Genomic DNA, 26,792 nt, shown 5'->3' with positions numbered 1-26,792 from the left:
TCGTGCCCAGTAACTGGAGAACCATGAGACCCGTCTCCGTCCACCCGTTCGTACGCTTCGGCGCCGGCGCCGTCGCGACTGCCGGAATCCTGTTGGCCACTCTGTCGGTACCGGCGTCGGCCACGGAGTCCGACCAGCTGTGGATCGCCGCGCCGCCCGAGAAGAGCCTGCAAATAGGCGCCGAGGCCGGTACCCCGGTCGAGGTCGGGCTCTATCACGACAACGACAACTTCACCGTCACGGACGGCCGTCTGACCGTCGACGCCTCCGGGCTCGCGGGGGTGGCCGAGGTGACCTGGCCCGGGAACTGCGCGCCCAGCGGGGCGACCGCCGTGTGCACCGTCGCCCAGGTGCCCGCGCTCGGCTCGGACTACAGCCCGCAGGTGCTGCTGGAGGTCCACGCCGCCGACGGCGCCGAGCTGGGAGCGCAGGGCCGGATCACGTACGCGGCGACCGCGACCGGCGGCCCGGAGGGGACGCTGGAAGCTCCGCTGGACTCCTTCGACACGACGTTCACCCTCGCCTCCGGCCCCGACCTGGTCCTGGACGGGCTCGACCCGGTCGAGGGCGCCACCCCGGGGACGGTGCACACGGCGCCACTCACGGTGACCAACGAGGGGCAGGAACCCGCCCGGGGCTTCACCCTCGGGATGATGGCGTCGTACGGCCTCGGCTTCGACTCGCGGTACGAGGCGTGCACGTACACGCAGACGGGCGGCAAGTACGCGCCGATGACCCGTGCCGAGTGCGCCTTCGACCGGGTGCTCCAGCCCGGTGAGAGCTTCACCCTGCCGGAGCCGCTGCGGATCGCCCTGGCGGACCACGCGTTCCGGGAGCGCCTCGACGTCGATGTGCAGCCCGCGGGCGGGGTCACGGACGTCAACGAGGAGAACAACTACGGGATTCTCGCGGTGGACGCGGTGAACACGGCCGACTTCGCGGTGCGTGGTTCCCGGGTCAGCGGTGCCGTCGGCGAGACCGTGGAGGCCGCGCTCACCTTCCGTAACAAGGGTCCGGGCTGGTTCGGCAACCTCGGTTCCGGTGACTCGGTCGCCCTGGTCGACTTCACGGTTCCCGAGGGTGTCACCGTCACCGGCGCGCCCGACGCGTGCGATGCCCGCACGCTGGACGGCGGCAGCTACCGGCCGGGGCGGCTGGGCGCTCCGCGCTACGTGTGCGAGATGCCGTACTGGGTGCTGGAGAACACCGTGCGCACCTTCCGCTTCGACCTCCGTGTCGACACCGTCGTGCCCGACGCCAAGGGGCAGGTAGCCCTGCGTCCGGTGATCACGGGTGCGGGCTTCCCGCACGACCCGAAGCCCGGCAACAACACGGGCTGGGTGACGGTCAACCCGACCCCCGCCGCGTAGCGGCCGAGGCCCGGCGGGGTGGGCGCTTCTCGCCCCCCGCCGGGTCCGGTCCGTGGTCCGCGCCCCGGCTCCGGCCGGGGCGCGCACGTACTTCTCCGGGCGTGTGGCTCACGTAACACCGGCGCGGTGTCAGATCCCGCGTGGCTGCGCTGTCTTGACTACGGAAGCACCGCGGGATCCGGAGAGAGGAACTTCTGCCATGAAGGCCGTCATCGTGTGCGTGTCCGTGTCGCACGGCAACACCCTGCGCGTCGCCGACGCCATGGCTCAGCCGCTGGGGGCGAGAGTCGTCAGCCCCGAGGAGGCCGATCCGGGGGAACTGGCCGCCGCCTATCTCGTGGGGTTCGGCTCCGGGGTGTTCTACGGCAGGCTCCACCCGCGCCTCACCGCCTTCGTGAGCGCCCTTCCCACCGGGCCGCGTACGGGCGGGAAGGGCGCGCACGCGTTCGTGTTCGCCAGCAGTGGTCTCCCCGAAACGCCGGTGATGCCGTTCACCCGGCCCCTCGTGCGCCTCCTCGAAGGGAAGGGGTTCGATGTGGCCGGAACCTTCTCGTGCCGGGCCCTCGACACCTGGGCGCCCTTCAAAGTCGTCGGCGGTCTCAACAAGCGGAGGCCGGACGCCGATGACCTGTCCGCCGCCCGCGCCTTCGCCGAGCGGCTGCGAGACGCCCGGCAGGTCAGGCGGTGACCTTGGCGATGAACGCGGCGAGATTCGCCACGGTCCGTTCGATCTGCTGCTCCAGCGTGAGGGACTCACGGAGCCGCCCGCCCACGCCCGCGTCCTTCTTCCCGCGTACGTAGAGCGAGCAGGCGAGGTCGCTGCACATGTAGGCGCCGACCGAGTCGCCCTGCTTGCCCGCCTTCCCCGGCTTGGGCGCCACCAGCAGGGAGACTCCCCCGGTGTGAACGGTCACGCACATCGAGCACATGCTGCGGCGGGTCTGCGAGGAGCCGGCGGCGGTCGAGCGCAGCTGGATGCCTGTGTGGCCGCCGCCGGACTCCAGCACCAGGTAGGCCCGGTCGGGGGCCTGGGGGTCGCGCCAGCCCAGGAAGTCCAGGTCGTCCCAGGGCCGGTCGGCCAGGTCCCGGGGGACGGACAGGCGCTTGGCCTCGCCCTTGGTGCAGTTCACGAAGGCGCCGCGGATCTCTCGCTCGGTCAGGGGTTTCATGAGATCCACGCTAGGTTGCCTAAGCCTATTAGGCAAATGTATATTTCTTTAGGCAATCACGGGGAAGCATTCGGAGGGCGGCATGGCACGAGCGGGACTGGCGGCGGAGCGCGTGGTGCGGGCGGGCGCCGAGCTGGCGGACGAGATCGGCTTCGAGCGGGTGACCCCTTCGGAGCTGGCCCGGAAGCTGGGGATCAAGACCGCGAGCCTGTATTCGCACGTCAAGAACGCCCACGACCTCAAGACCAGGATCGCGCTGCTGGCCCTGGAAGAGCTCGCCGACCAGGCGTCGGCGGCCATCGCGGGGCGGGCGGGGCGGGACGCGCTCGGCGCCTTCGCCGACGCCTACCGCGACTACGCGTTCCAGCACCCGGGCCGCTTCACCGCTGCCCGGTTCCGCCTCGACGCGGAGGCGGCGGCTGCGAGCGCGGGCATGCGCCACTCCCGGATGATGCGGGCGATTCTGCGCGGCTACGACCTGCCCGAGCTTCAGGAGACGCACGCGGTACGGCTGCTGGGCAGCGTCTTCAACGGCTATGTGGAGCTGGAGATGGCGGGCGGTTTCAGCCACAGTGCCCCCTCCTCCGAGGAGAGCTGGACGCAGATCCTCGACGCGCTCGACTCCCTCCTGCGGAACTGGCCCGCTTCTTCCTGACCCGGATCCCCCGCCCCTCGCCCCTCGCGACGAACGAAGAGATCAAGAACATGGCCACCCGGCACGACTGGACGACGACCCCCATCAGCGCCGACATCCTGCGGGGCGCGCTCGACCTGGAGCAGACCGAGCGCGGGGTGCTGCCGCACCGGCTGCCCGCCCGGGCACGGCGGCAGATCGCCGACGGTCAGCTGGCCATGGCCGAGTCGCAGCCCTCCGGGGTCCGGCTCGCGTTCCGCACCCGGGCCACCGCCGTCGAGCTGGACGTGGTGGCCACCAAGCGCGTCTACGTCGGTGCGCCGCCGCGTCCCGACGGTGTGTACGAACTCCTCGTGGACGGCCGCCTCGCGGGCCGGGCAAGTGTCCCCGACGGCGACACGCTCACCATCGACATGTCCGCGGGGACGGCCCAGAGCCAGCCGGGACCGACGGAGACGCTCCGGTTCACCGGTCTGCCGGACGGCGAGAAGGACGTGGAGATCTGGCTGCCCCACGACGAGACGACGCGCCTGGTCGCCCTGCGCACCGACGCTCCGCTGCTCGGCCCCAGGCCGAGCGGCCGACCTGTCTGGCTGCACCACGGCAGTTCCATCAGCCACGGCTCCAACGCCGCCACCCCGACCGGCACCTGGCCCGCCCTGGCCGCGGCCTCCGGCGGCGCCGAACTGATCAACATGGGGTTCGGCGGCGGCGCCCTGCTCGACCCCTTCACCGCCCGCGCCATGCGCGACACCCCCGCCGACCTGCTCAGCGTCAAGGTCGGCATCAACATCGTGAACGCGGACCTGATGCGGCTGCGCGCGTTCGGTCCGGCCGTCCACGGGTTCCTCGACACCCTCCGCGACGGGCACCCGACGGCGCCGCTGCTGGTGGTCTCGCCGATCTGCTGCCCGATCCACGAGAACACCCCGGGGCCTCTCGCCCCGGACTTCAGCGCGATGCGCGAGGGGCGGGTGGGGTTCAAAGCCACCGGCGATCCGGCGGAGGTCGCCGCGGGGAAGCTCACGCTCACCGTCATCCGGGACGAGCTGGCCCGGATCGTCGCGCAGCGCGCGGCCACCGACCCCCATCTGCACCATCTCGACGGGCTGGACCTCTACGGCGCGGACGATCACGCCGAGCTGCCGTTGCCGGATGATCTGCACCCGGATCCCGCCACCCATCGGCGTATCGCCGAACGCTTCGCCCGGCACGCCTTCGGCCGCGGTGGGCCTTTCGCCGCTCGGGAGCAGTGACTCCGAGCGCGTCGTTCGCCGGTCGGCGGGGAGCCGGTCCGGAACGGGCCCGGCTCCCCGCCTTTCGTCGTACGCCCTGTTACGGGGCGTCCACCAGGATGCGGCCGTCGGCCGGGGTGCGGGTGGCGAGGCCGCCCGCGTAGGCGGACTCCACGCGGGACCGCTCGGCCGCGTCCGGAACCGCGTTCGTGCAGCTCGTACCGGCGCTGGAGCCCGACATCAGCTGGGAGCAGGGGCCGGGCTTGGTGTCCGGCAGGCCCAGGCTGTGGCCGAGTTCATGGGCGGCGATGCGGGTCTTGTCGTGGCCCTCGGCGACCGCCTGGCTGCCCAGCTCCACCCGGGCCTGGCCGCCGGGGCGGACCGGGCCGAGCGTGGCCTGCGGCCAGCCGCTGGTGGCCACGATCTGTATCTCGGCCCGTGTGCCGGGGGCGGCCTCGACGAGCTTGACGTTGCCGACGTTCGCGTTCCAGGAGGCGACCCCTGCGGCGATCGCCGCCTCCCAGCCGCCGGCCCGGCTGTCGTCGTACCGGAGCGTCACCACGGCCGCCGTGCTTTCGGCGGCCGGGTCCGGTGCGGGAGCGGCGTGCGCCGCCGTGGCCGAGGCCAGGGTGAGCGCCACGGCGACACCGGCCGCCTTGAACCATCGGGGATCCAGCATTGTTCGTCCCTTCACTCATGGGGGGCTCGGCTCCGCGTGGAGCCGGGCGAGTGGGAGAACGGCCGGTTCGCGGGGAACCGAACGGCCTCGATGGCCGGTTGCCGTTCCTCCCGGGCCGCAGGACCTATGCCGCGAACGCTCCTTGGTCATGCTCCCGTCACGAAATGAGGCCGGAAACCGACCCTGCCGGTGGGGGCGCGACACCGACGACGCCGGGGGCCCGTTCCGTACCCTGGAGGGCATGCGCATGCGACCGACCCTGAGCTGGACCTCCGCCGAGGAGCCGCCGCCGGGCACGACGGATCTGGAGCCGGTCGCCGAGGCGCTGCGCGGTGGTGGTGTCCTGATCCTGAGCGGGGCGGGCATCTCCACGGAGTCGGGCATCCCGGACTACCGGGGCGAGGGCGGGAGCCTGAGCCGCCACACCCCCATGACGTACCAGGACTTCACGGCCGACGCCGGGGCCCGTCGCCGCTACTGGGCGCGCAGCCATCTCGGCTGGCGTACGTTCGGCCGCGCGCGGCCGAATGCCGGGCACCGGGCCGTGGCCGCGTTCGGGCGGCAGGGTCTGCTCTCCGGGGTGATCACCCAGAACGTCGACGGGCTGCACCAGGCCGCGGGCAGCGAGGGCGTGGTGGATCTGCACGGGCGTCTGGACCGGGTCGTCTGCCTCTCCTGCGGCGCCTTCAGCCCGCGCCGCGAGCTCGCGCACCGGCTGGAGGCGGCCAACGAGGGCTTCGCGCCGGTGGCGTCCTCGATGAACCCGGACGGCGACGCGGACCTCACGGACGAGCAGGTCGGGGACTTCCGTGTGGTGCCCTGTGCCGTCTGCGGGGGCATTCTCAAGCCGGACGTGGTGTTCTTCGGCGAGGCCGTGCCCCCGCAGCGGGTCGAGCACTGCCGTGCGCTGGTCCGCGAGGCGCGCACCCTGCTGGTTCTGGGCTCCTCGCTGACCGTGATGTCGGGGCTCCGCTTCGTCCGCCAGGCCGCCGGGGCCGGTACGCCGGTGCTGATCGTCAACCGGGATGCGACCCGGGGCGACCGGCACGCCGTGACCCGTATCGCCCTCCCGCTGGGATCGGCCCTCACCGCCGCGGCGGGCCGGCTGGGCGTTCCCGTACACGACGAAGCGACGGCAGAGCCCGCGTAGCGGGCGAGGCGCACCTCCCTCCATGACTCTGCGCACAGCCCTCCACCACTCTGCGCACGCGGAATATTACCGATATAGATGCTTATGGGCGGTTTTCCGCTCGGGCCGTCGGGTACCCCACGGAGAGGCGGCTGCCGCCGCTCATTCCATCCGTCCATCCCTCACACCGCCTTCCGAGGCCGTCGACACAGCGAGGAGCAACCGTGCCTTCAGTACCGTCCATCACCCTCAACAACGGTGTGACGATCCCCCAGCTCGGCTTCGGGACCTTCCAGATCCCGCCGGACGAGACCTGCGAGACCACGGTCGCCGCTCTGGAGACCGGATACCGGCACATCGACACGGCGCAGATGTACGGAAACGAGAAGGAGGTCGGCCAGGCGGTCCGGGAGTCCGGGCTCGACCGTGCCGACGTCTTCGTCACGAGCAAGCTGAACAACGGCGCGCACGCGCCCGACGAGGCGGTCCGGGCGTTCGACCGTTCCCTGGAGGAGCTGGGCTTCGACTATCTGGACCTCTTCCTCATCCACTGGCCCCTGCCGGGTGGTGCGGGCAGCTTCGTGGAGACGTGGAAGACCCTGGAGGAGATCTACCGGTCCGGGCGCGTCAAGGCGATCGGGGTCTCCAACTTCCAGGAGAACCATCTGCGCCGGCTGCTGGAGAGCAGCACGGTGGTGCCCGCCGTCAACCAGATCGAGGTGCACCCGTATCTCACCCAGGAGCCCCTGCGGGCCTTCGGGGCGGAGCACGGCATCGCGACGGAGGCGTGGTCGCCCATCGCCCAGGGCAAGGTGCTCTCCGACCCGACGATCACGCGCATCGCCGAGCGGGTGGGCAGGACCCCCGCGCAGGTGGTGCTGCGCTGGCACGTGCAGCGCGGGGACATCGTGTTCCCCAAGTCCGTGACACTGAAGCGCATCCAGGACAACTTCGCGCTCTTCGACTTCGAGCTCACCGAAGGGGACATCGGCGAGATCTCCGCCCTCAACCGTGACGAGCGCACCGGGCCGGACCCGGACACGTTCAACGGCTGATCCGGGCCAGCGGTACGGCGTGCGTACGCGGTGATCCGTACCGCGTACGCGCGCCATGCTCCTTTACGCGCGAACTTCCGCAGGTCCTCGGCGAGCGAGCTGATGGCCGCAGGACGCCCAGGGCCCTGTCCGGAGTTCTTCTCGGCGTTCACCAGCTGATGCGGGCCGCCACGGGCCGGTGGTCGCTGCCGGTGGCGGGCAGCACCCAGGCGCTCTCCGGTTGTACGCCGCGCACGAGGATCTGGTCGATCCGTACCACGGGGAACGTGGCCGGCCAGCTGAAGCCGAAGCCCGCTCCGGCCTCCTCCTGGGCCGATTCCATACGTGAGGTGATCCCGGCGTACGCGCGGTCGTCCATGCTGCCGTTCAGATCGCCGAGCAGCACGACCCGCTCGTTCTCCTCGGCGGCGACGGCCTCTCCCAGCGACTGCGCGCCGGCGTCCCGCTGGCCCGCCGAGAGCCCGGCCCTGGGGTTCACGCGTACGGACCCGAGGTGGGCCACGTACACCGCGAGCGGCCCCTGGTCCGTGGCCACCGTAGTCCGCATCCCCCGGTTGTAGACCATCTTGACCTCGGCGGGCTTGGCGTCCCCCAGCGGTCCGGCGTCCATCTTGACGTCGACCGGCCGGGTGTCGGACAGCGGGAACCTGCTCCACAGCCCGACCGTGCCCTGCACCGTGTGGTGCGGGTACGCCGTCGCCAGCTCCTTCTCGTACGTCCCCCGGGCCTGCGCGGCCAGTTCCTCCAGTGCCAGCACATCCGCGCCGGAGCGGGCCAGGGCGCGGGCGGTGCCGACCGGGTCGGGGTTGTCCGCACCGACGTTGTGGGAGGCCACCGTGAGGTCGCCGCCCGGGCCGGACTTGTCGGTGAGCAGTCCGCCGAAGAGGTTCAGCCAGGCCACGACCGGCAGGAGCAGGGCGATCACCGCGGTGGCGGAGCGGCGCAGCAGCGCCCCGGCCAGCAGCAGCGGGACGAACAGGCCGCACCACGGCAGGAAGGTCTCGACCAGGCTGCCGAGGTTCCCGATCCGGTTCGGAATGCTCGCGTGGAACAGCAGGATCAGGCCTAGGAGCAGTGCGGCCGCCGCGAGCAGGCGGCCGCGGCGCCAGATGCCGGACGGTCCGGACGGTCCGGATGTTCCCGGGGTGGCCGCCAGGCCGACGACGAGGGGCCTGCGGAACCTGAGGGTCGACGTACGCGCCGACGGCGGGGGGCGAGTCATGCTGCCAGTCAAGGCCGCGCGGCGTTGCCGGCGCGTATGCGGTTTTCGATACGCCGACGATATGCGGCGACTCCTACCATCGGGGACATGCGTGTGCTGATCGTCGAGGACGAGCCCTATCTGGCAGAAGCCATCCGCGACGGTCTGCGTCTCGAAGCGATCGCGGCCGACATCGCGGGCGACGGCGACACCGCACTGGAACTGCTGAGCCTCAACACCTACGACATCGCGGTCCTCGACCGTGATGTGCCCGGTCCTTCCGGTGACGAGATCGCCCGGCGCATCGTCGCCTCCGGCAGCGGCGCTCCGATCCTCATGCTCACCGCCGCCGACCGGCTCGACGACAAGGCGTCCGGGTTCGAGCTGGGCGCCGACGACTACCTCACGAAACCCTTCGAGCTGCGGGAACTCGCCCTCCGGCTCCGGGCGCTCGACCGCCGGCGCGCCCACAGCAGACCGCCCGTGCGGGAGATCGCGGGGCTGCGGCTCGACCCGTTCCGCCGCGAGGTCTACCGGGACGGGCGGTACGTCGCGCTGACCCGGAAACAGTTCGCCGTGCTGGAAGTCCTGATCGGCGCGGAGGGCGGTGTCGTCAGCGCCGAGGAACTTCTCGAACGCGCCTGGGACGAGAACGCCGATCCGTTCACCAACGCCGTACGCATCACCGTATCGGCTCTGCGTAAACGCCTCGGCGAACCCGGGATCATCGCGACCGTGCCCGGCGTCGGCTACCGCATCGAACCGGCTGCCGACGCCGGACAGGGAGACGGCGAGAACGGGGAGAACCGTGGCTAGGAGCGAGCGGACTTCGGCCGGTGCCGAAGGGACTGTGGTGGCGGAGGAGGGAGCCTTGGTCAGGCGGCCCGGGCTGAGTGTCCGCCTCAAGCTCACCCTCAGCTACGCCGGGTTCCTCATGGTCGCGGGGATCCTGCTGCTCACGGCGGTGTGGGTGTACCTCCTGGCGTACGTTCCCGATGACTGGGACCAGCGCATGCTGTACGAGAACCCCAACCGTCAGCTCCTCGCGTACACCTTCGCCCCGGCGGCGGGCACCGTGCTGGCGATCCTTCTCGTCTTCGGGCTCCTGGGCGGATGGTTCCTGGCCGGCCGGATGCTCGCCCCGCTGAACCGGATCACGGAGGCCACCCGCACGGCCACGCGCGGATCGCTCTCCCACCGGATCCGGCTGCCCGGCCGCAAGGACGAGTTCCGGGAACTCGCCGACGCCTTCGACACGATGCTCGCCCGGCTGGAGGCGCACGTCGCCGAGCAGAAGCGCTTCGCGGCCAACGCCTCCCACGAGCTGCGCACGCCGCTCGCGGTCTCCCGGACACTGCTGGAGGTGGCCCGTGCCGATCCGGACCGCGACACCGGCGAGATCATCGACCGTCTGCATTCCGTCAACAGCCGGGCGATCGACCTCACCGAGGCGCTGCTCCTCCTCAGCCGGGCGGACCGGCGTTCCTTCACCCGGGAACCGGTCGATCTGTCGCTGCTGGCGGAAGAGGCCGCCGAGACCCTGCTCCCTCTCGCGGAAGAGCGCGGCGTCACCCTTGAGACACGGGGCGATATCGCCGTCACGTCCGGATCGCCGACGCTGCTGTTGCAGCTGACGACGAACCTGGTGCACAACGCCATCGTGCACAACCTGCCGGAAGGGGGAACCGTCCAGGTCACGACGAGCGTTCGCGCCGGGACCGTGGTGCTGTCGGTCGAGAACACCGGTGTGCCGCTCACCCCGCAGCTGGTCTCGACGCTCACCGAACCGTTCCAGCGGGGCGCCGAGCGCCTGCGCACGCACGACGCGGGGGTCGGCCTCGGACTCGCCATCGTCGAGACCATCGCCCGCGCACACGACGGGACACTCAACCTCGCCCCGCGCGCCGGGGGCGGGCTGCGCGTCACCGTGGAGCTTCCCCCGGCCCCCGGGAGCGGGGACGGGAGACCGGCGCGGACGCTTCCCTCCCCCTGAAGCGACGGGGTGCAGACCTCGTACGGCAGGATGGAGCCATGAGCGTAGTCAAGATCAATGTGCTGACCGTCCCCCAGGAACAACGCGAGACGCTGGAGAAGCGCTTCGCGTCCCGCGCCCATGCCGTGGAGAGCTCCGACGGCTTCGAATGGTTCGAGCTGCTCCGCCCCGTCGAGGGCACGGACGACTACCTCGTCTACACGCGCTGGCGTGACGAGGCCTCCTTCCAGGCGTGGATGGAGGGTCCGATGAAGGCGGCCCACCAGGGCGGCGACGCCTCCGGCGGCGAGCGTCCCAAGCCGGCGGCGAGCGGGTCCACGGTGTGGTCGTTCGAGGTCGTGCAGCAGGCGGCGCCGACCGGCGCGTAGGCGAGAGCGCAGCAATGTGTGCCCCTGGCCGGCCGGCCCACCACCGGCCGGCCAGGGGCACACGAGCAGGCCGGGCCCCGGTGCGTCGGCGGGGCCGGGACCCCGGTGCGTCGGCGGCCGGACTCCTCCACCGTGTCACTCCCAGGGCGCACGCCGTCTCCTCCCGGCGGTTGATTCCCCCTGGCTCGCGCGTTTTTAAGATCATTCTTCGGAAACATCCGGGAACTTCGGAGAACTCGCGCAGAACGGATCGATCGACCGGTGGAGCACCACATGACCCTGCTGGATGTACTGCTGGACGCGGTCCGTGAAGCCCCCGGGCAGACCGTCGTGCATGTCCGTGGCGACGGAAGCGAGCTGACGGTCACGTTGCGCGAGCTTCTGGACGATTCCCTGCGGGTGGCCGGCGGCTTCCGGGAGGCGGGCGTCGAACCCGGGACCTGTGTGCCGTTGCTCGCCGACCGCAGCGAGGACTTCCAGCCGATGTTCTGGGGCGCGGTGGCGGCCGGTCTCGTTCCCGTTCCGCTGGCTCCTGACACCCGCCGGATCCTGCCGGTCTGGGAGCACCTGGGGCGGCCGCCGCTCGTCGTGGACGCCTCGACCGCGCCGCTGGTCGACGAGCTTCCCGACGCCGCCCGCGCTCTGAGCCTCGATGCCCTGCGCGAGGGGCCGCTGCTGCGGGAACCCGCACCCGGCGGGCGCGACGACGTCGCGTTCCTCCAGTTCTCCTCGGGGAGCACGGGCGCGCCCAAGGGGGTGGAGGTGACACACCGTGCGGTGCTGGCCAATCTGGAGCAGATACGGGCCGCGTCGGCGTTGAGCGCCGACGACGTGGTGGTCAGTTGGATGCCGTACTTCCACGACATGGGGCTCATCGGTACGCATCTGGCTCCGCTGGCCGCCCGGGCCCGGCAGGTCAAGATCGGTCCGCTGTCCTTCGCCAAGCAGCCCCGCCTGTGGTTCGAGGTGGCGGCCCGGCACCGGGCCACGGTGCTGTCCGCGGCCAACTTCGCCCTGGCGCTCGCCGTACGCCGCGTTTCCGACGACGTCCTGGCCCGGCTGGACCTCTCGGCCGTACGGCTGCTCCTGGTCGGGGCGGAGCCGATCGCGCCCGCGGTGTGGCGTTCCTTCGCCGACAGGACGCGGCCTGCGCGGCTGGATCCGGCGGCAGCACAGCCCGTCTACGGCCTAGCGGAGGCGACGCTCGCGGTGACCTTCCCGCCGCCGGGGGAAGTGGCCGAGCCGCTGGTCCTGGACCGGGCGTCGCTGAGCGGCGGCGTCGCCGTGGACGCCGAACCGGGCGAGGGCTCGGTCGAGTTGATGGACGTCGGGCGGCCGGTGGCCGACTGCGCCGTGCGTATCGTCGACGACAAGGGCGATGTGCTCGGGGACCGGCGGGTCGGGCACATCATGGTGCGCGGTCCCCAACTGGCCCGTGGCTACCACGGACTTCCCGGTGTGAGCGCGGAAACGTTCACGGAGGGGTGGCTGCGCACCGGTGATCTCGGGTTCCTGCGGGACGGCCGACTGTGCGTCACGGGCCGGCACAAGGACGTGCTGTTCCTCAACGGCCGCACCTTCCATGCCACGGACATGGAGGAGGTCGCGGCGGCGACGCCCGGTCTGCCTCCCGGCGCCCCGGCGGTGGTCGGTTCCACCGACCCCGTCACCGGTGCGGAGCGCGTCGTGGTGTTCGTCCCCTGGGCGCGGCCCCCGCGCGATGCGTCGGAGGTGCTCGAACGCGTCGCTGCCCGGGTGCGCGAGGCGCTGCTCCATGACGATGTACGGGTGCTGGCCCTGCCGCCGGGGGCGTTCCCCCGTACGACGAGCGGCAAACTGCAACGGCGGCGGTTGCGGGAGCGATTCGAGGCGGGTGGGTTCGGGGCTGCTTCGGCCGGTGAGCCGTTGGCCGGTCAGCCGTCGGCAGGTGACGGTGCTCTGTCCGCGGAGCCTCGCGCTGACGTGCCCCGGGCTCGGGCGCAGACCGTCGAGGCCGTCCGGGAGGTGTGGGCGCGCGTGTTGGGCCGGCCCGTCGTGTCGATCGGTTCGCATGAGCCGTTCGGGAGTCTCGGGGGGACGTCGCTCAAGGCGATGGAGGTCCTGGTGGAGTTGGAGGACGCGTTCGGTGTGACGCTGCCTCCGGCGGTCATCCGTGACCACGGCACGGTGGCCGCGCTCGCCGGTCACCTTCTGACAGTGGCGCCCGGGACGTCTTCGTCCGCCACCGAAGCCGGGAAGGCCGGCGAAGACGAGAAGACCGGGAAGGTCAGGAAGAGCGGGGAAGACGGAAGGGCTGGGGAAAGCGGCGCAGCCGTCGCTGCTGTCATCGGGATGGCCTGCCGGTTCCCCGGCGCCGACACCCCCGAGGCCTTCTGGGACCTGCTCATCGACGGGCACGACGCCGTCACCCCCGTACCGTACGGGCGTTGGCACGACGACGCCCGCGACCGCCGGGCCGCTCCCCGGAAGCGTTGGGCGGCGCTCCTGGAGGACCCGGCCGCCTTCGACGCGGACTACTTCGGTATCGGCGAGGACGAGGCACGCGCGATCGACCCGCAGGCGCGGCTCTTCCTGGAACTCGCGCACGAGGCACTCGAACGAGCCGGATACGCGGGGCCCCGTCGGCGCGGTCGCCGGGTCGGTGTGTTCGCGGCGGTCGGCGACAGCGGCTACCGCGAGGTCCTGGACCGGGCTTCGGCCGACGGCTCCCCCGTGCCGACCGCGCTCACCGGCAATCTGCCGTCGCTCATCGCAGCCCGGGTCTCGCAGGGCCTCGATCTCGACGGTCCCGCACTCGCCGTGGACACCGCCTGCTCGTCGGGTCTTGTGGCCCTGCATCTGGCCCGGCGCAGCCTGCTGGACGGCGAGTGCGACATCGCCGTCGTCGGCGGGGTCAACCTCCATCTCACCTCTACCCCGCACCGGCTCCTGGAAGAGGCGCAGGCCCTGTCCCCCACCGGGCGCAGCCGCGCCTTCAGCGCCGACGCGGACGGCTTCGTACCGGGTGAGGGCGGTGCGGCGATCGTCCTGACCCGTCTCAACGCGGCCCGCCTCTCGGGCGATCAGGTGCTCGCGGTGGTCCGGGGGACGGCCGTCAACAACGACGGCCGGTCGATGAGCCTCATGGCGCCCAATCCGCTGCGGCAGCGCGAGGTCATCACCCGGGCGTACGAGGCGGCGGGCGTCGATCCCGCATCGGTGACCTATGTGGAGGCCCATGGGACCGGCACGGCCGTGGGCGACCCGATCGAGCTGCGGTCGCTGGCCCACGCGTTTCCCGAACGGCCCGACGGCGAACCCCGGTTGCTCGGCTCGGTGAAGACGAACATCGGGCATCTGCTGAACGCCGCCGCGTTGCCCGCGCTGGTCAAGGTCGTGCTGGCCCTGGGCCACCGTCGGCTGCCGCCGTCGCTGCACCACACTCCGCCCGCGCCGGGCCTCGCCCCTGCGGGCTTCTCCGTGGTGTCCGAGGCGCGGGACTGGACGTCCGCCGGTCCCCTCGTCGCAGGGATCAACGCGTTCGGGTTCGGCGGCACCAATGCCCATGCCGTTCTCGAACAGGCCCCGGAATCTCTGTTGGCCGACCCGGCTTCGTCGTCGGCGGATGCGGCGTGTGAAGTCGACGTCGAGGGGCCTCATTTGCTGACCCTCTCGGCGCGGAGTGCGGGTGCGCTCCGGGATGCGGTGGGCCGGCTCGCCACGCATCTGGAAAGCCGTCCGCAACTGAGTGAGGGCGATGTCTGCCGGACCGCGAGTACGTCGTGGGACGAGGGACCCCACCGGCTCGCCGTCGTCGCCGAGGGTGATCTACGGGAACGGCTCGCCGCCGTCGTAGCCGGGGCGGGTGGAGGGGGCAAGGGCGTCGAGACCGGCGGGGTCGCCGCGAACGTCGTTCGTTCCCGGCCGCGCGTCGTCTTCCTGTTTCCCGGGCAGGGTGCGCAGTCCCCCGGCCAGGACCGGGCGCTGTACCGGACGGCGTCGGTGTTCCGGGACACGTTCGACGAGGCGTCCGCGCTTCTCGGCCCTGTCTGCGGGCGGCCCCTGCTGGACTGGGGGCTGGACCCGGAGGTGGATCCGGCCGCGCAGGCCGCGACCGAGGTGGCCCAGCCCCTCCTCGTCGCCTCCGGGGTGGCGCTCGCCCGCCAGCTGCGTGCCTGGGGTGTGGCGCCCGAAGCGGTCGCCGGGCACAGCGTCGGGGAGATCACGGCCGCCTGTGTCAGCGGGGTGCTGACTCTCCGGGAGGCGGTGCGATTCGCGGCCGAACGCGGCCGTCTCATGGGCGCGTTCACCGATCCCGGCGCCATGCTCGCCGTTCGCGGGGGCGAGGAGGCCGTCGCAGCGGCGGTGGCGGATTCGGGCGGGAGCCTCGCCGTGGCCGCGTACAACGGTCCCGGACTCCAGGTCCTGTCCGGGACCGTATCCGCCGTGGAACGCGCCGCCCTCGCCCTCGATGCCCAGGGCGTCCCCACGCGCCGTCTGCGGGTCTCGCGGGCCTTCCACTCACCGCTGATGCGGCCGGTGGCCGACCGGCTCGCCGACGCGGCCCGTGCGCTGACTCCGCGGGCCCCGTCCGTGCCCCTCATGAGCACGGTCACCGGTGAGTGGCAGCCGGTCCTCGATCCGGCGTACCTCCGCGACCACGCCGAGCGCCCGGTGCTGTTCGGGGCGGCCGTGGAGCGCCTGGCCCGGGAGGGGTACGACACCTTCGTGGAGGTCGGCCCCGGGGCGCCGTTGTCGGGTGCGGTCCGCGCGGCGACGGAGGCGTACGCGCCTGGTGAGTCGGGCGACGGAATCACGGTGCTGTGCGCCCTGCCGGGACGTTCCACCGGTCGAACGGATGCCGTGCCACTGCCCGATGACCGGAACGGCGGGCGCGGAGACCTTCTGGAGACCGTCGGCCGGCTGTGGTCGCTCGGCATGCCGCTCGACCGGACCGCGCTCGACGCGGGCCACCGCCGGGTTCCCCTGCCCACCTACCCCTTCCAGCGCCGCCGGTACTGGGCCGATCCGTCCTCGCCACGCCCTCTGCTGCACCGGGTCGTGTGGGAGGACAACAGCCTGCCCGGAAAGGCGGCGGAGGCGGCGGGGTCCCTGCGTTCGGTGCTGCTGACCGGTCCCGACCCCGCGTCCGTCGACCGGCTCGCCTCACAGCTCGCCGCCGCGGGGGTCCGTCGGCACGAAGCCGGTGATGACGGGCGGCCGGATGCCGTGGTCCTGGTGGCCGGGCCCGCTCCCGACCAGGACACCGGCGACGCCCTCGGCCGGGCCCACGATGCCGTGCTGGCCGCCTTCGGCCACGCCCTCGCAGAGTTCGACGAGACGCGCGCGGACCGGTTCCTGGTGGTGACCGAGGACGTGCATGCCACGGGCACCGTCCGGGAAAGGCCACGGCCCGCCCATGCCGTCCTCGGCGGACTCCTGCTGGCGCTGCCGCAGGAGACCCCGCGCGCTGCGGCCACCGCCCTCGACCTCTGCTCGCTGGACACCCCGTCCCAGCGTTTGGCGGCGGTGCTGGCCGAGTTGGAGTCGGGCGGAACTCCGGGCAGCGCGACCGTCGTCGCCTGGCGCGGGGGACGACGGCTCACCCGCCGTTTCGTACCGCCGGCGGCCGACGTCTCAGCACCGGCCGGGACGACACGGTCACCGCTGCCGCCCGACGGCACCTTCCTCATCACCGGGGGCGGCGGCGGAATCGGCGCCGCACTCGCCCGGGACCTCGCGGGCCGGGGCCGGCCCACCCTCGTCCTCACCGGGCGCTCCCCCGGGCTTCCCACGGGGCTGGCCGACGAACTCCGTACGCTGGGCGCCACCGTTCACTACCGGGTGGCCGACGTCTCGGTGGAGCGGGATGTCGACGCGCTCCTCGCGGAACTGCCCCGCCTCGACGCCCTCTTCCACGCCGCAGGTGTCGTACGACCGGGCACCTTGCGGAACAGGCGGCCGGAGGAGACGGCGGACGCCCTGGCAGCCAAGACCCGGGGCACGCTGCTGCTCTCGCTGGCCCTGCGCCGGCACGGGCTCGACCCGGCGGTTCGCGTCGCGTTCTCCTCCGTGAGTGCCGTGCTGCCCGGGCTGGCGGGCGCGCTGGGCGACTACGCCGGGGCCAACGCCTTCCTCGACGCGTTCGCCGCGTCGGAACGACACGCGGGCAGGCCCTGGCAGTCCGTGAACCTCGCCGCCCTGGCCGGTACGGGCATGGCGGCGGCCCTCGGAACCGGGACGGGAGCAGGCTCCACCACCGTACGGAACGCCGGAGGGCGGCCCGTTGCTCTCGCTCCCGCGCTGGCGGCGCTCCGCACGGCATGCGGTGTCGACGCGGCGCAACTGGTGCTCGCCGAGCTGACACCGACCTCGCCGCCGGTGGCCCCGAAAACCCCGGAGGCCTCGACCACAACAACAGAAGCCGCAGCAACGGGATCGGGACCGGCGGCCTCCGGGGACACCGACACCAGCACCGCCCCCTTGCTTCGCCGACTGCTGGCCTCGGCCCTGCGGCTGCCCGCCGCCGAGGTTCTGGACGACGAACCGTTCCTCGCCCTCGGTCTCGACTCGCTCGCCGCCGTCGACCTCGTCAGGCAGCTCGAACGGGAGCTGGGCAGGGCGCTGCCCGCCACCCTCTTCTTCGAGTACCGGACCGTCGCCGAACTGGCCGCGCACCTCGACAGCACACCCGCGCTCGCCTCCCCCGCCCTCCCGCGTGCGCCGGAACCCGTCCCGGACGGGTCCCCCTTCCCGCTCACCCCCGTCCAACTGGCCCTGCACACCAGCAGCCGGCTCCACCCGGACGTCCCGGCTCACGGTTACGTCCGCCAGACCGTCCGGGGCCCTCTGGACACCCGGCTCCTGGGCCGGGCGCTCGACGCGCTCGCCGACCGGCACACCATGCTGCGGATCCGCATCAAGGACAGCGCCGGCGGGATCGCGTCTGCGTCACCCGTGCAGTACGTCGCGCCGCCCTCCGCCCTGTCCACCTGGTACGAGGTCCACGAGCTGGCCGGTCGTATCGAGGAGCTCGAAGCGGCGCTGTGCAACCGGCCGTTCGACCTCTCCACCGAGTCTCCCCTGCGGGCGGTCCTCGCCCGGGAGAGCCCTGAGCTGTCCCATCTGGTGCTGGTGATCCACCACGCGGCCGGTGACGGATACAGCCTCAACGTGCTCGCCGGGGAACTCTGGTCGCTCTACACCGCCTTCGCCCTTGGGGACGCGCCGACGCTGCCCGCGCTCGGCACCGACTTCGCGCGGTACGCGGCCGCTGCCGCCGATGAGCGGTCCACCACAGACGGTGCGATGGCGCTCGCCGCCGACCGGCGGTACTGGGCGGACCGGCTGGCCTCGCGTGGCGAGCCGTTGCGCCTGCCGTACGACGGTGATCCGTGCGCCCTTCCCTCGGCTCCCCTGACCACGCGTCAGAGCAGTCTCGATCCGGCGCTGACCGCCGCGTTGGAGAAGCGGGCAGCTGACCATGGGGTGAGCCTGTTCCATCTGCTGCTCGCCGCACACGTGCGCTGTCTGGCCCGGTGGAGCGGGCAGCGGGAGATCGCGGTGAACGTCGCCCGCGCCCGGCGGGACGACCGGATCGCGGGCCTGGACCGGCTCGTGGGGCCGCTCGCCGACACTCTCCCCTTGCTGTGCTCGACGGACCCGGACGAGCCGGTCGGGGTCCTGGCCGGACGGCTGGCGGGGATCTGGCTGGAGAGCGAGCAGCATGCCGGCCTCACCGGCCTTGACCTGGCGCGGCTGCTGCCGATGGACCCGGCCGGGTCCGGGCCCCGGACGGTCGGCCCGGCCGGCTTCAGCTTCTCGCGCTTTCCCGCCGCCCTCGACGAGCGGTGTCCGGTGAGCGTGCGGCCGACCGCCGCCGGTACCGCCACCGCCGCGACCCGGCTGAGCCTGCTGTGCTGGCAGGACGAGACGGTCCTGCGCTTCTCGTGGAACTTCCCCGTCCGGCTGTTCGCCCCGGAGACGGTGGCCCGCCTGGACCGTGACTTCCACGACGAGTTGGCCGCGACGGCCGCCGCGCCGCTTCCGGCCTCCGGGTCCGCCACGCTCGTACGCCGGCTGGTCGAGCGGTTCCGGGCCACCCCGGACGCGGTCGCCGTCGACACCGGCGCCGCCACCCTGACGTACGGCGAACTCGACCGTGCCTCGCAGGCTCTCGCGGCCTCTCTCCTCGCCCACGGTGTCACCCCGGGCAGCCTCGTCGGGCTCCTCACCGAACCCGGCGCCGACACCGTCGTCGCGGTCGTCGCGGCTCTGCGCGCCGGGGCGGGCTGGGTTCCGTTGGACGCGGGGCACCCGCCCGCGCGTCTGGTGGACCAGCTCACGCGCTCGGGGGCTCGTGCGGTGCTCTGTCACGCCGCGACCCGCGCGGTGGGAGAAACGCTCGGTGACGTAACCCTGGTGCCCGTCGACGTACCGGCGTCGCCGCTCCCGCGGGAATCCGTCCCGCACGGGAACGAGACGCCCGGCCCCCTGGCCGACGCCGACGGCATCGCGTACGTGATCTTCACCTCCGGGTCCACCGGGCGGCCCAAGGCCGTGCCCATCACCCACCGGTCCATGGAGAACTATCTCGACTGGGCGATCGACACCTTCGGGTACGACGAGCACGACCGGCTCGCCCAGACCGCGTCGCCCTGCTTCGACGCCTCCGTCCGCCAGCTCCTCGCCCCGCTGCTCGTCGGCGCCACCGTGGTCACGGTCGACTGGGACCTGTTGCGCGATCCCGACCGGCTGCTGACCCACGTCGAACGCCGCCGGATCACCGTGTGGAGCTCGGTCCCCACGCTCTGGGAGCAGCTCCTCAGCGCGTCCGAGGCACGGGTACGGACCGGCGCGCCGCTGCCGGATCTGTCGGCGCTGCGGTGGGTCCATGTCGGCGGCGAGGCGCTGTCACCCGCGCACGTACGCCGCTGGTTCGACCTCTTCGGCGCCGGCCGGCGCATCGCCAACCTGTACGGCCCCACCGAGGCCACCATCAACACGAGCTGCCACATCATCCGCGAACGGCCCGACGACGAGGTGCGGCGACTGCCCATCGGCCGCCCGGTGTCGGGTACGGAGGTGGAGGTCGTCGGTCCCGACCGGGAGCCGCTGCCTCCCGGCGAGGCGGGCGAACTCCTCATCGCCGGAGTCGGTCTGACCCCCGGGTACCTCGGCGAACCCGCCCTGACCGAAGCCGCGTTCACCGTTCGGCGCGGGCGGCGCTGGTACCGCAGCGGCGACCGGGTGCGGTGTTCCGAGGACGGCACCCTGGAATTCCTCGGGCGGCTGGACGACCAGGTGAAGATCCGGGGCAACCGGGTCGAGCCGGGCGAGATCGAGGCGGTGCTCCAGACGCATCCCGATGTCACTCACGCCGTCGTTCTCGCCGAGGACGGGCGCCTCACCGCCTTCGTGACGCCCGGGCCCGGAGCGTCCGGGTCGCTCGGAGCTTTCGGGTCGTCCGAAGCTTCCGGTTCGTCCGGAGCGGCTGCCGTGGAGCTGCGGCGTCATCTGGCTCAGTCGCTGCCTTCGTACATGATTCCGTCCCGGATCACCCGAGTCGGCACGATGCCGCTCACGGGCACGGGCAAGATCGATCGCCGTGCGCTGGCCGCCCTCGGGGACGCGCCACCCCGTTCGCCGTCCCGTCCGGCAGCGACCCGTACCGCACCCCGTACGCCGACCGAGATCCGGCTCGCCGCCGTCTGGTCCGCCCTGCTCCAGGCCGACGACGTGTGCCGCGAGGACGACTTCTTCGTCCTGGGCGGTGACTCCCTGCTCGTGCTGGAGGTGTTCGCCCGGCTGGAGAAGCAGGGCGGACCGCTCCCCCGGCCGACCGTCATCTACCGCAACCGCACGCTCGCGGCCCTCGCCTCCGCCGTGGACGCGGCGACAGCCGAAGCCGACGACACCGTCGTTGACACGGCCGCCGACGCCTCTGTCGATACCGGGGTGCCCGCGCCCTTCCCGCTCACCCCCACCCAACGGGGATTCCTGCTGGCCGAAGCCATCGCACCGGGCACGACCTCGTCCTGGCTCACCCGGTTCCGCCTGCACGGCCGTCTCGACACCGCCCGCTTCCAGAGCGCGGTGGACACGCTCGTCGGGCGCCACCCGATGCTGCGCACGGTTTTCCCCGCCCGGGTGCGTCCGGCCGTCCAGCAGGAGCTGCCGTCCTCACTGCGCCTGCCGGTCGACTTCGAGACCCTCACCGGCCCTGGGCAGGTGGAGGAGCGTGTCACCGCCGAGCGGGCGCGCCGTTTCGAGCCCTGGGCCTGGCCCCTGGTGCGCCTGCGGGTGCTCACACTCGCTCCCGACGAGCACGTCCTGGTGGCGCACGCCCACCACATCATCGGCGACGGCTACAGCGCCGCGCTGCTGGTACGAGAGCTGATCACCGTGTACGACGCCCTCTCCCGGGGTGACGTACCGGCTCGGGTTCCCCTGCGCAGCACCTTCCGCGACCACGCCGTCCGCCTCGCGCAACGCGCGGAAGCCACGATCACGGATTCCGGTGCTGCCTCCCGCGATGACCGGTGGGCCCGGCTCAGCGCCCCCTACCGGCCGCCCGTCCTCTCCGCCGCCGGTACAGGCCCCGGCACCGTGGCGAACCGGCTCTTCCACACGTACGGGTTCACGGTCGACGCCGACCAGGTGGAGGCGTTGCGCGGGCTCGCCACGCGCAACGGATCCACCCTCTACGCCCCCGTGCTCACCGCCTACTACCGGGCGCTCGCGGCCATCACCGGCCGGGCCGATCTGGTGCTCGGTCTCGCGGTGAGCGGCCGGGATGATGCCTTGCCCGACGTACACCGAGTGTTCGGTCCTTTCGCCACGGCTGTTCCGCTTCGGCCCGCGAGTCCGGTGTCGGGACGGAGGGACAGCAGGGACGGCAGGGACGGCACGGGGTTCGCGGACGATCTGCGGCGGCTCGCCGTGGAGGCCGCCGAGGCGCGGACGTACGAGGGGGCCGTGCCTGCGCTGCCCAACGGGCTGCCCCTGGCCTCCCAGTTCTTCTTCACCTATCTGGATTTCTCCGCTGTCGGCCCGGAGGACGGAGAGGCCCTGACGGTCACCCGGGAGGACGGCGACAGCGTGTACACGCCGCCTCCGGCCGGGACGGATGTGTTCCTGGCCGCCGGTCCGGAGGGCGGGCGGCTGCGGGTCACTGTCCGCGCGGCGGCCACGGCGTTCACCCCGGAGGCGCTGGCGGCGTTCGCGGACGCGGTACGCGATGGTCTGGCGCACGCGGCGGCCTCGGCCGTGCCCGGTATCAGTACCGGCACCGGTCCTGACCGGAACGAGCCGGTGGACGCCGCGCTCATCGGTTATCTGCCCTCCCCGGCCGACCTGGCCCGGCTGGCGGGTCTGCCGGAGGCGGCGTTGCCGCGCGAGGAGTTGCGGACCCTGCTGTTCCCCGACGGGCGGCCGCAGCTGCTGGAGACGCTGCGTACGCCGCTGGGCCGTTCGGGCTTCGTGTGCGTCCCGCTGTTCGCGGACGAACTCGCTCCCGGCGACGCCCTGCTCGGGCACATCACGCGCGGGGTGGAGCTGGCCTCGTCCCTGGGGGCGCGGGCCGTGTCCCTGGCCGGAATGATCCCGTCGCTCACCGGCTACGGCTTCGACGTCCTGCGGGCCGTCGGAGCAACGGGCGCGGCTCCTGCCGTCACCGGCGCCCCTTCTGTCCCCGCTGCCCCCACCATCACCACCGGTCATGCGGCGACCGTCGTGTCCGTCGTCAGGACCGTACACGCCGCTCTCGACGCGACCCGGCAGCAACTGGGCTCGCTCACCGTCGCGTTCGTGGGCCTCGGTTCGATCGGCTCCTCCTCCCTTGAGCTGTTGCTCACGCTGGCCAAGGAACCGCCCGCCCGGCTGCTGCTCTGTGACGTACCGGGCAGCGGGCCACGTCTCAAGGAACTCGCCGACAGCCTTCTGGCACGCGGCCTCGCCGAAGTCATTGAGGTGGTCGAGTCAGACGGAGGGCTGCCCGATGCCGTGTACGGGGCCCGGCTGATCGTCGCGGCGGTCAGTGGGGGCGGCACGCTCCTGGACATCGACGCTCTCGCCCCGGGTACGACGGTGGTCGACGACTCGTTCCCGCACTGCTTCGACACAACGCGCGCCTTCGGCCGGATGGAACGGGCGAAGGACGTCCTGGTCGTCGGCGGCGGGCTGCTGAGCGCGGGGCCCGCCGAGCGGCAGGTGGCCGAGGGGCTGCCGGCCGCCGCGGTGGCCGGTTACCTGGCGCAGCCGATGGTGGCGGACACCATTGCGTCCTGCCGGCTGGAGTCCCTGCTCCACTCCTCGGGTGCCGCGGTGCCGCTCGTCCACGGTCCGGTCGACGCGGCCACCGGGCTGGCCTACTGGGAAGCTGCGGAGGCGGCGGGCATCCACGCCGCGCCCCTGCACCTCCTCACCCGCACCATCGGCCCGGGGACGATCGACGGCGTTGTCAGTGGTCGGGATTAAGTTCGTAGATGTCCCGCCGAAAGGGCGTGGACGTCCCCTTTCGCATGCATGGGAGTTGGCGCGTTGTCGGTCTGGGAGCAGTCGAGTACCGCGCGGGTGATGGCGCCCGCGCGTCCGCGGAAGCTGGCCAAGGTGCCGTTCGTCGAGCTGGCCGACGGGCGGTTGCAGGGGGTCGTCTCCAGCGGTTCGGACATCGGGCGGGTGTATGTGTCGTCGGTGGCGGCGCGGACGTACGCGTTCGCGTGCAGCACCAACAACAACCGGCCCTGCGGCGGTGCGCGCGGCATGTTCTGCAAGCACATCCAGGCGCTCGTCACCGAGGCGGTGTTGCAGTACGGCGCTGAGCGCGTCGCCCGCTATCTCGCGGTGGAGCCCCCGGACGGGGAGCCGGACGCGCAGTCCCTCACCGCCGCCATGACGGCGACGCGGCCGGAGAAGGGCGACTCGTCGGCGGCCGCCCAGGTGTTCAGCCGGTTCCTGCGGCACCTCGCCTATCTGGAACTGGCTCCGGTCACTTCGCCGTTGCCCGAGATGCAGTGGTTTCCGCCGACGCGGGCGGTGGCCTGATGCGTGGCGATCTGCTGGCCGATCCGGTCGAGGGGCTCGACGAGGCGCTCGCCGCCGTGGACGCGTTCGACGGGGCGCTGGTGGCCGGTCTGCTGCGGCCGGGGGCCGCCCAGGCGGCCGCGGTTGCCGGGCTCGCCGGGGCCGTCGCCGGGACTCCGTTGGCCGCCCGGGTCGCGGAGGCGGCCGAGCGGGCGGCGGCCGGGGCCGCCGGGGAGGACCACTTCGTGGCGCTCGCCGCCGCCCGCAGCGCGCTGCTCGGTTCCGTGCACGACGCGTTGGCGCGGCGCGTGGACGAGGCTGTGGGCAGGCCCGCCCCCGAGGAACAGTCACCTCCGGCCGCCCCCGAGGGGGAATCCTCTTCGGGCGTCGCCGAGGAGACGTCTTCTCCGGCCGTCGCCAGGCCGGAGCACGGGGCGAATCTCCTTGCGGCAGCCCGTAGTTGGCTGTGCGACCTCGCGCGCAGTGGCTGGCGGGGCATCGACCACGAGCTGGTCGCCGGGGCCGCCCCGGTGGTCTCCGCGATGCTGCCCGATGCGGGGCTGCGCCGCCGGGCGACGCTGCTCGACGGGTTCGCCGCCGAGCTCGCCGCGTCCTGCCCGGGGGCGACCCTGGAGCGGGTGCCGGTGCGCCGCTGGGCCGATCTGTGGTCGCGCGCCCTGCTGTTGACGGTGCCTGGATCCGCCGGGGAGCGGGCCGACGGCTCGGTGACCGGCCGGCTGCTGCCGCTCGGGGTCGATGTGCAGGAGCATGCGACGGCCGTACAGGCCCAGGTCCATGCCGTGTTCGAGCCCGCCGACGGGGGCGCGCCCCGTCTGGTGCGTGCCGGGGTGTCGGCGCCGAAGCCCGACACGGTCGTCGGGGCGGGGCTGTGGCAGTTGCTGCGTCCCCGGATGTCGTTGCTCGGTGCCGTGAGCGAGGGCCGGTCGATGGAGCTGGACGCCATGCCGGTGACCGCCGAGGGCGATCTGGTCTGGGACGACGAGCGGGCCCGTGCGGGTGAGCCGGCCGACCCCTTCGCCACGGCGCGGGTGAGGCTGTCCGCCGCTACGGCCGCCCATGTCGCCCCGCTGGACCGGCATCCCGTGCGGATCGCCGTACCGGTGCTGCTGGAGGGGTATGCCACGCACAGCGAGGAGGGCCGTCTCGGTTTCGGTCTCGCCGGGCAGCCGCTGGCCGTGGACACGGACCGGATGCCCGCCGCCGGTCCGCTGACGCCCGAGGCGGTCGCCGCCTCCCACGCCTGCGTGGGGCTGCTGCGCTGGGATGCCGGGGAGTTCGTTCTCCAGCCGCTCGCGGTCGAGACGACCGTGCGGAAGAAGACCGTGGCCGTGCACGCCGGGGCGTGGGCGGGCGGCACCACCGACAAGGCCGGTGTCCGGGCGGAGAAGGCCGCCACCGACGCCGTCGCCGTGCTGCGCGAGCGCGCCGGAAGGCTGTTGCGGAAATGACCGAGAACCTCACCGGGCAGTCGCCCGGTCCCGTCGCCGGCCCGCCCCTTTCCGGGCCCGACCCGTACGAGAACCGCCGTCAGGTGCTGTACTGGCGGCTCCTGGCCCGTCTCCTCGACGGTGAGGAGCAGCCCGCCCTGGAGTCGGCGAGCCTGGGGGTGGTCGAGGACATCGGACTGCCGTCCGCGCTGCTGGATCCCGGGACGTCGCTCGACTCGGTCGTACAGCGCCATCCGGAACTGGCCGCCGAGTTCGACGGGCTGATGACGCCGGAGGACGATGCGGACGGCTCCCGCGACCGGGCGGCGGAGGTGCGGCGTGCCGCGCTGGTGTCGAAGGTGCTGCTCAATGTCTTCGCGACCGGTTCGAGCGCGGTGACCGCCGAGCAGTTGGCGCGCTGGCAGTCCGACGCCGGGTGGCTGGAGCGTGCGCTGGGCTGTCCGCCGGGTGGGCTTCGCGGCGGCCGGGCGTCGGGCGCGGGCCTGGACGGCGGCGGTCTCGGGCCGGAGCTGGCGGCGATCGAGGCGGATCTCGTGGGGCGCATGCGGTTGCGAGAGGTGCTGGCCGATCCGGCGCTGGCCGCGCGGCTGACGCCCAGCATGTCGCTGATCGAGCAGTTGCTGCGGGACAAGGGCAACCTGTCGGGCGTGGCCCTGGCCAACGCGAAGTCCCTCATCCGCCGTTACGTCGACGAGGTGGCCGAGGTGCTGCGTACGCAGGTGGAGAAGGCCACCGTCGGCGAGCTGGACCGTTCGGTGCCGCCCAAGCGGGTCTTCCGCAATCTCGACCTGGACCGCACGATCTGGAAGAACCTCACCAACTGGAGTCCGGAGGAGGAGCGGCTGTATGTGGACCGCCTCTACTACCGGCACACGGTGCGCAGGACGACGCCGCAGCGGTTGATCGTCGTGGTGGACCAGTCCGGTTCGATGGTCGACTCGATGGTGAACTGCACGATTCTGGCCTCGATCTTCGCGGGGCTGCCGAAGGTGGACGTCCATCTCATCGCCTACGACACCCGCTCGATCGATCTGACGCCGTGGGTGCACGACCCGTTCGATGTGCTGCTGCGCACGAATCTCGGCGGGGGCAACGACGGTCCGGTGGCGATGGCGATGGCGCGCCCGAAGATAGCCGAGCCGAAGAACACCGTCATGGTGTGGATCTCGGACTTCTACGAGTTCGACCGCTCCCAGCCGCTGTTCGAAGGCATCGAGGCCGTTCACCGCTCCGGGGTGAAGTTCATCCCCGTCGGCTCGGTGACCAGCTCGGGGCGGCAGGAGGTCAACCCGTGGTTCCGGGAGCGGTTCAAGGCCCTGGGCACGCCCGTGGTCTCCGGGCACATCAACAAGCTCGTGCACGAACTCAAGACGTTCCTCACCTGAGGCCCCGCGGGGTGTGACCGCCGCCGCCCGTCATCGCGTGCGCTCCCCCCGCCGTGTCCCCCTTCTTTCTTCTTTCACTTTCCCGCCTGTCAGAAAGGCCTTC

The 26,792-nt window shown here is 72.5% G+C and carries 16 protein-coding genes; 13 read left to right on the top strand and 3 right to left on the bottom strand.

The features are described from left to right. Window positions 1–23 precede the first annotated feature (23 nt). Both A3Q37_RS08635 and A3Q37_RS08630 read left to right on the top strand, forming a co-directional pair. Window positions 24–1,370 carry a hypothetical protein gene (locus A3Q37_RS08635; protein WP_065480176.1) on the top strand — a complete coding sequence of 449 codons (1,347 nt, stop codon included), beginning with the start codon at window positions 24–26 and terminating at the stop codon, window positions 1,368–1,370. A gap of 199 nt (window positions 1,371–1,569) precedes the next feature. After that, window positions 1,570–2,058 (top strand): flavodoxin family protein, encoded by a 489-nt coding sequence (locus A3Q37_RS08630; RefSeq protein WP_065480166.1) that lies wholly within the window; start codon window positions 1,570–1,572, stop codon window positions 2,056–2,058. Here the strand turns inward: A3Q37_RS08630 and A3Q37_RS08625 are convergent. After that, window positions 2,048–2,539 (bottom strand): FBP domain-containing protein, encoded by a 492-nt coding sequence (locus A3Q37_RS08625; RefSeq protein ID WP_065480162.1) that lies wholly within the window; start codon window positions 2,537–2,539, stop codon window positions 2,048–2,050. The genes A3Q37_RS08630 and A3Q37_RS08625 overlap by 11 nt on opposite strands. An 82-nt stretch (window positions 2,540–2,621) precedes the next feature. On the opposite strand from A3Q37_RS08625, the gene A3Q37_RS08620 reads away from it, so the two are divergent. Beyond that, entirely contained in the window at window positions 2,622–3,194 is a 573-nt protein-coding gene (locus A3Q37_RS08620; protein ID WP_065480159.1) for a TetR/AcrR family transcriptional regulator, read from the top strand. 50 nt (window positions 3,195–3,244) lie between these two features. Next, window positions 3,245–4,429: a GDSL-type esterase/lipase family protein gene (locus tag A3Q37_RS08615; protein ID WP_065480156.1), complete on the top strand. Its 1,185-nt coding sequence runs from the start codon at window positions 3,245–3,247 to the stop codon at window positions 4,427–4,429. Between the two features lie 79 nt (window positions 4,430–4,508). On the opposite strand, the gene A3Q37_RS08610 is transcribed toward A3Q37_RS08615, so the two are convergent. After that, on the bottom strand, window positions 4,509–5,087 hold the full coding sequence (locus tag A3Q37_RS08610; RefSeq protein WP_065480153.1) for a snapalysin family zinc-dependent metalloprotease: 579 nt from the start codon (window positions 5,085–5,087) through the stop codon (window positions 4,509–4,511). A gap of 241 nt (window positions 5,088–5,328) precedes the next feature. Here A3Q37_RS08610 and A3Q37_RS08605 point away from each other — a divergent pair, with 241 nt between their 5' ends. Next, window positions 5,329–6,237 (top strand): NAD-dependent protein deacetylase, encoded by a 909-nt coding sequence (locus A3Q37_RS08605; protein WP_176711378.1) that lies wholly within the window; start codon window positions 5,329–5,331, stop codon window positions 6,235–6,237. 203 nt (window positions 6,238–6,440) lie between these two features. Further along, on the top strand, window positions 6,441–7,271 hold the full coding sequence (locus tag A3Q37_RS08600; RefSeq protein ID WP_065480146.1) for an aldo/keto reductase: 831 nt from the start codon (window positions 6,441–6,443) through the stop codon (window positions 7,269–7,271). Window positions 7,272–7,419: 148 nt separating this feature from the next. On the opposite strand, the gene A3Q37_RS08595 is transcribed toward A3Q37_RS08600, so the two are convergent. Then, window positions 7,420–8,493 carry an endonuclease/exonuclease/phosphatase family protein gene (locus A3Q37_RS08595; protein WP_079137707.1) on the bottom strand — a complete coding sequence of 358 codons (1,074 nt, stop codon included), beginning with the start codon at window positions 8,491–8,493 and terminating at the stop codon, window positions 7,420–7,422. Between the two features lie 87 nt (window positions 8,494–8,580). On the opposite strand from A3Q37_RS08595, the gene A3Q37_RS08590 reads away from it, so the two are divergent. The 7 genes from A3Q37_RS08590 (at window position 8,581) to A3Q37_RS08560 (ending at window position 26,689) form a co-directional block, all read left to right on the top strand. Next, a complete protein-coding gene (locus tag A3Q37_RS08590) occupies window positions 8,581–9,288 on the top strand; it encodes a response regulator transcription factor (RefSeq protein WP_065480143.1) in 708 nt (235 codons plus the stop codon). A gap of 55 nt (window positions 9,289–9,343) precedes the next feature. After that, window positions 9,344–10,465, top strand: a complete 1,122-nt coding sequence (locus tag A3Q37_RS08585) for a HAMP domain-containing sensor histidine kinase (protein ID WP_218064548.1) — start codon at window positions 9,344–9,346, stop codon at window positions 10,463–10,465. Window positions 10,466–10,503: 38 nt separating this feature from the next. Continuing rightward, window positions 10,504–10,833 (top strand): antibiotic biosynthesis monooxygenase, encoded by a 330-nt coding sequence (locus A3Q37_RS08580; protein ID WP_030590653.1) that lies wholly within the window; start codon window positions 10,504–10,506, stop codon window positions 10,831–10,833. A gap of 261 nt (window positions 10,834–11,094) precedes the next feature. Next, window positions 11,095–23,289 (top strand): non-ribosomal peptide synthetase/type I polyketide synthase, encoded by a 12,195-nt coding sequence (locus tag A3Q37_RS08575; protein WP_176711377.1) that lies wholly within the window; start codon window positions 11,095–11,097, stop codon window positions 23,287–23,289. Between the two features lie 48 nt (window positions 23,290–23,337). After that, entirely contained in the window at window positions 23,338–23,856 is a 519-nt protein-coding gene (locus A3Q37_RS08570) for a hypothetical protein (protein ID WP_065480137.1), read from the top strand. After that, window positions 23,856–25,304, top strand: coding sequence for a hypothetical protein (locus A3Q37_RS08565; protein WP_065480276.1), 1,449 nt, complete (start codon window positions 23,856–23,858; stop codon window positions 25,302–25,304). The genes A3Q37_RS08570 and A3Q37_RS08565 overlap by 1 nt, the downstream gene beginning before the upstream one ends. After that, window positions 25,301–26,689 (top strand): VWA domain-containing protein, encoded by a 1,389-nt coding sequence (locus A3Q37_RS08560; protein ID WP_065480134.1) that lies wholly within the window; start codon window positions 25,301–25,303, stop codon window positions 26,687–26,689. The genes A3Q37_RS08565 and A3Q37_RS08560 overlap by 4 nt, the downstream gene beginning before the upstream one ends. The last annotated feature ends 103 nt before the right edge of the window (window positions 26,690–26,792 follow it).

The sequence above is a fragment of the Streptomyces sp. PTY087I2 genome (genome assembly GCF_001687325.1).
Taxonomy (GTDB): domain Bacteria; phylum Actinomycetota; class Actinomycetes; order Streptomycetales; family Streptomycetaceae; genus Streptomyces.
This window is presented reverse-complemented; position numbering and strand designations above follow the sequence as displayed.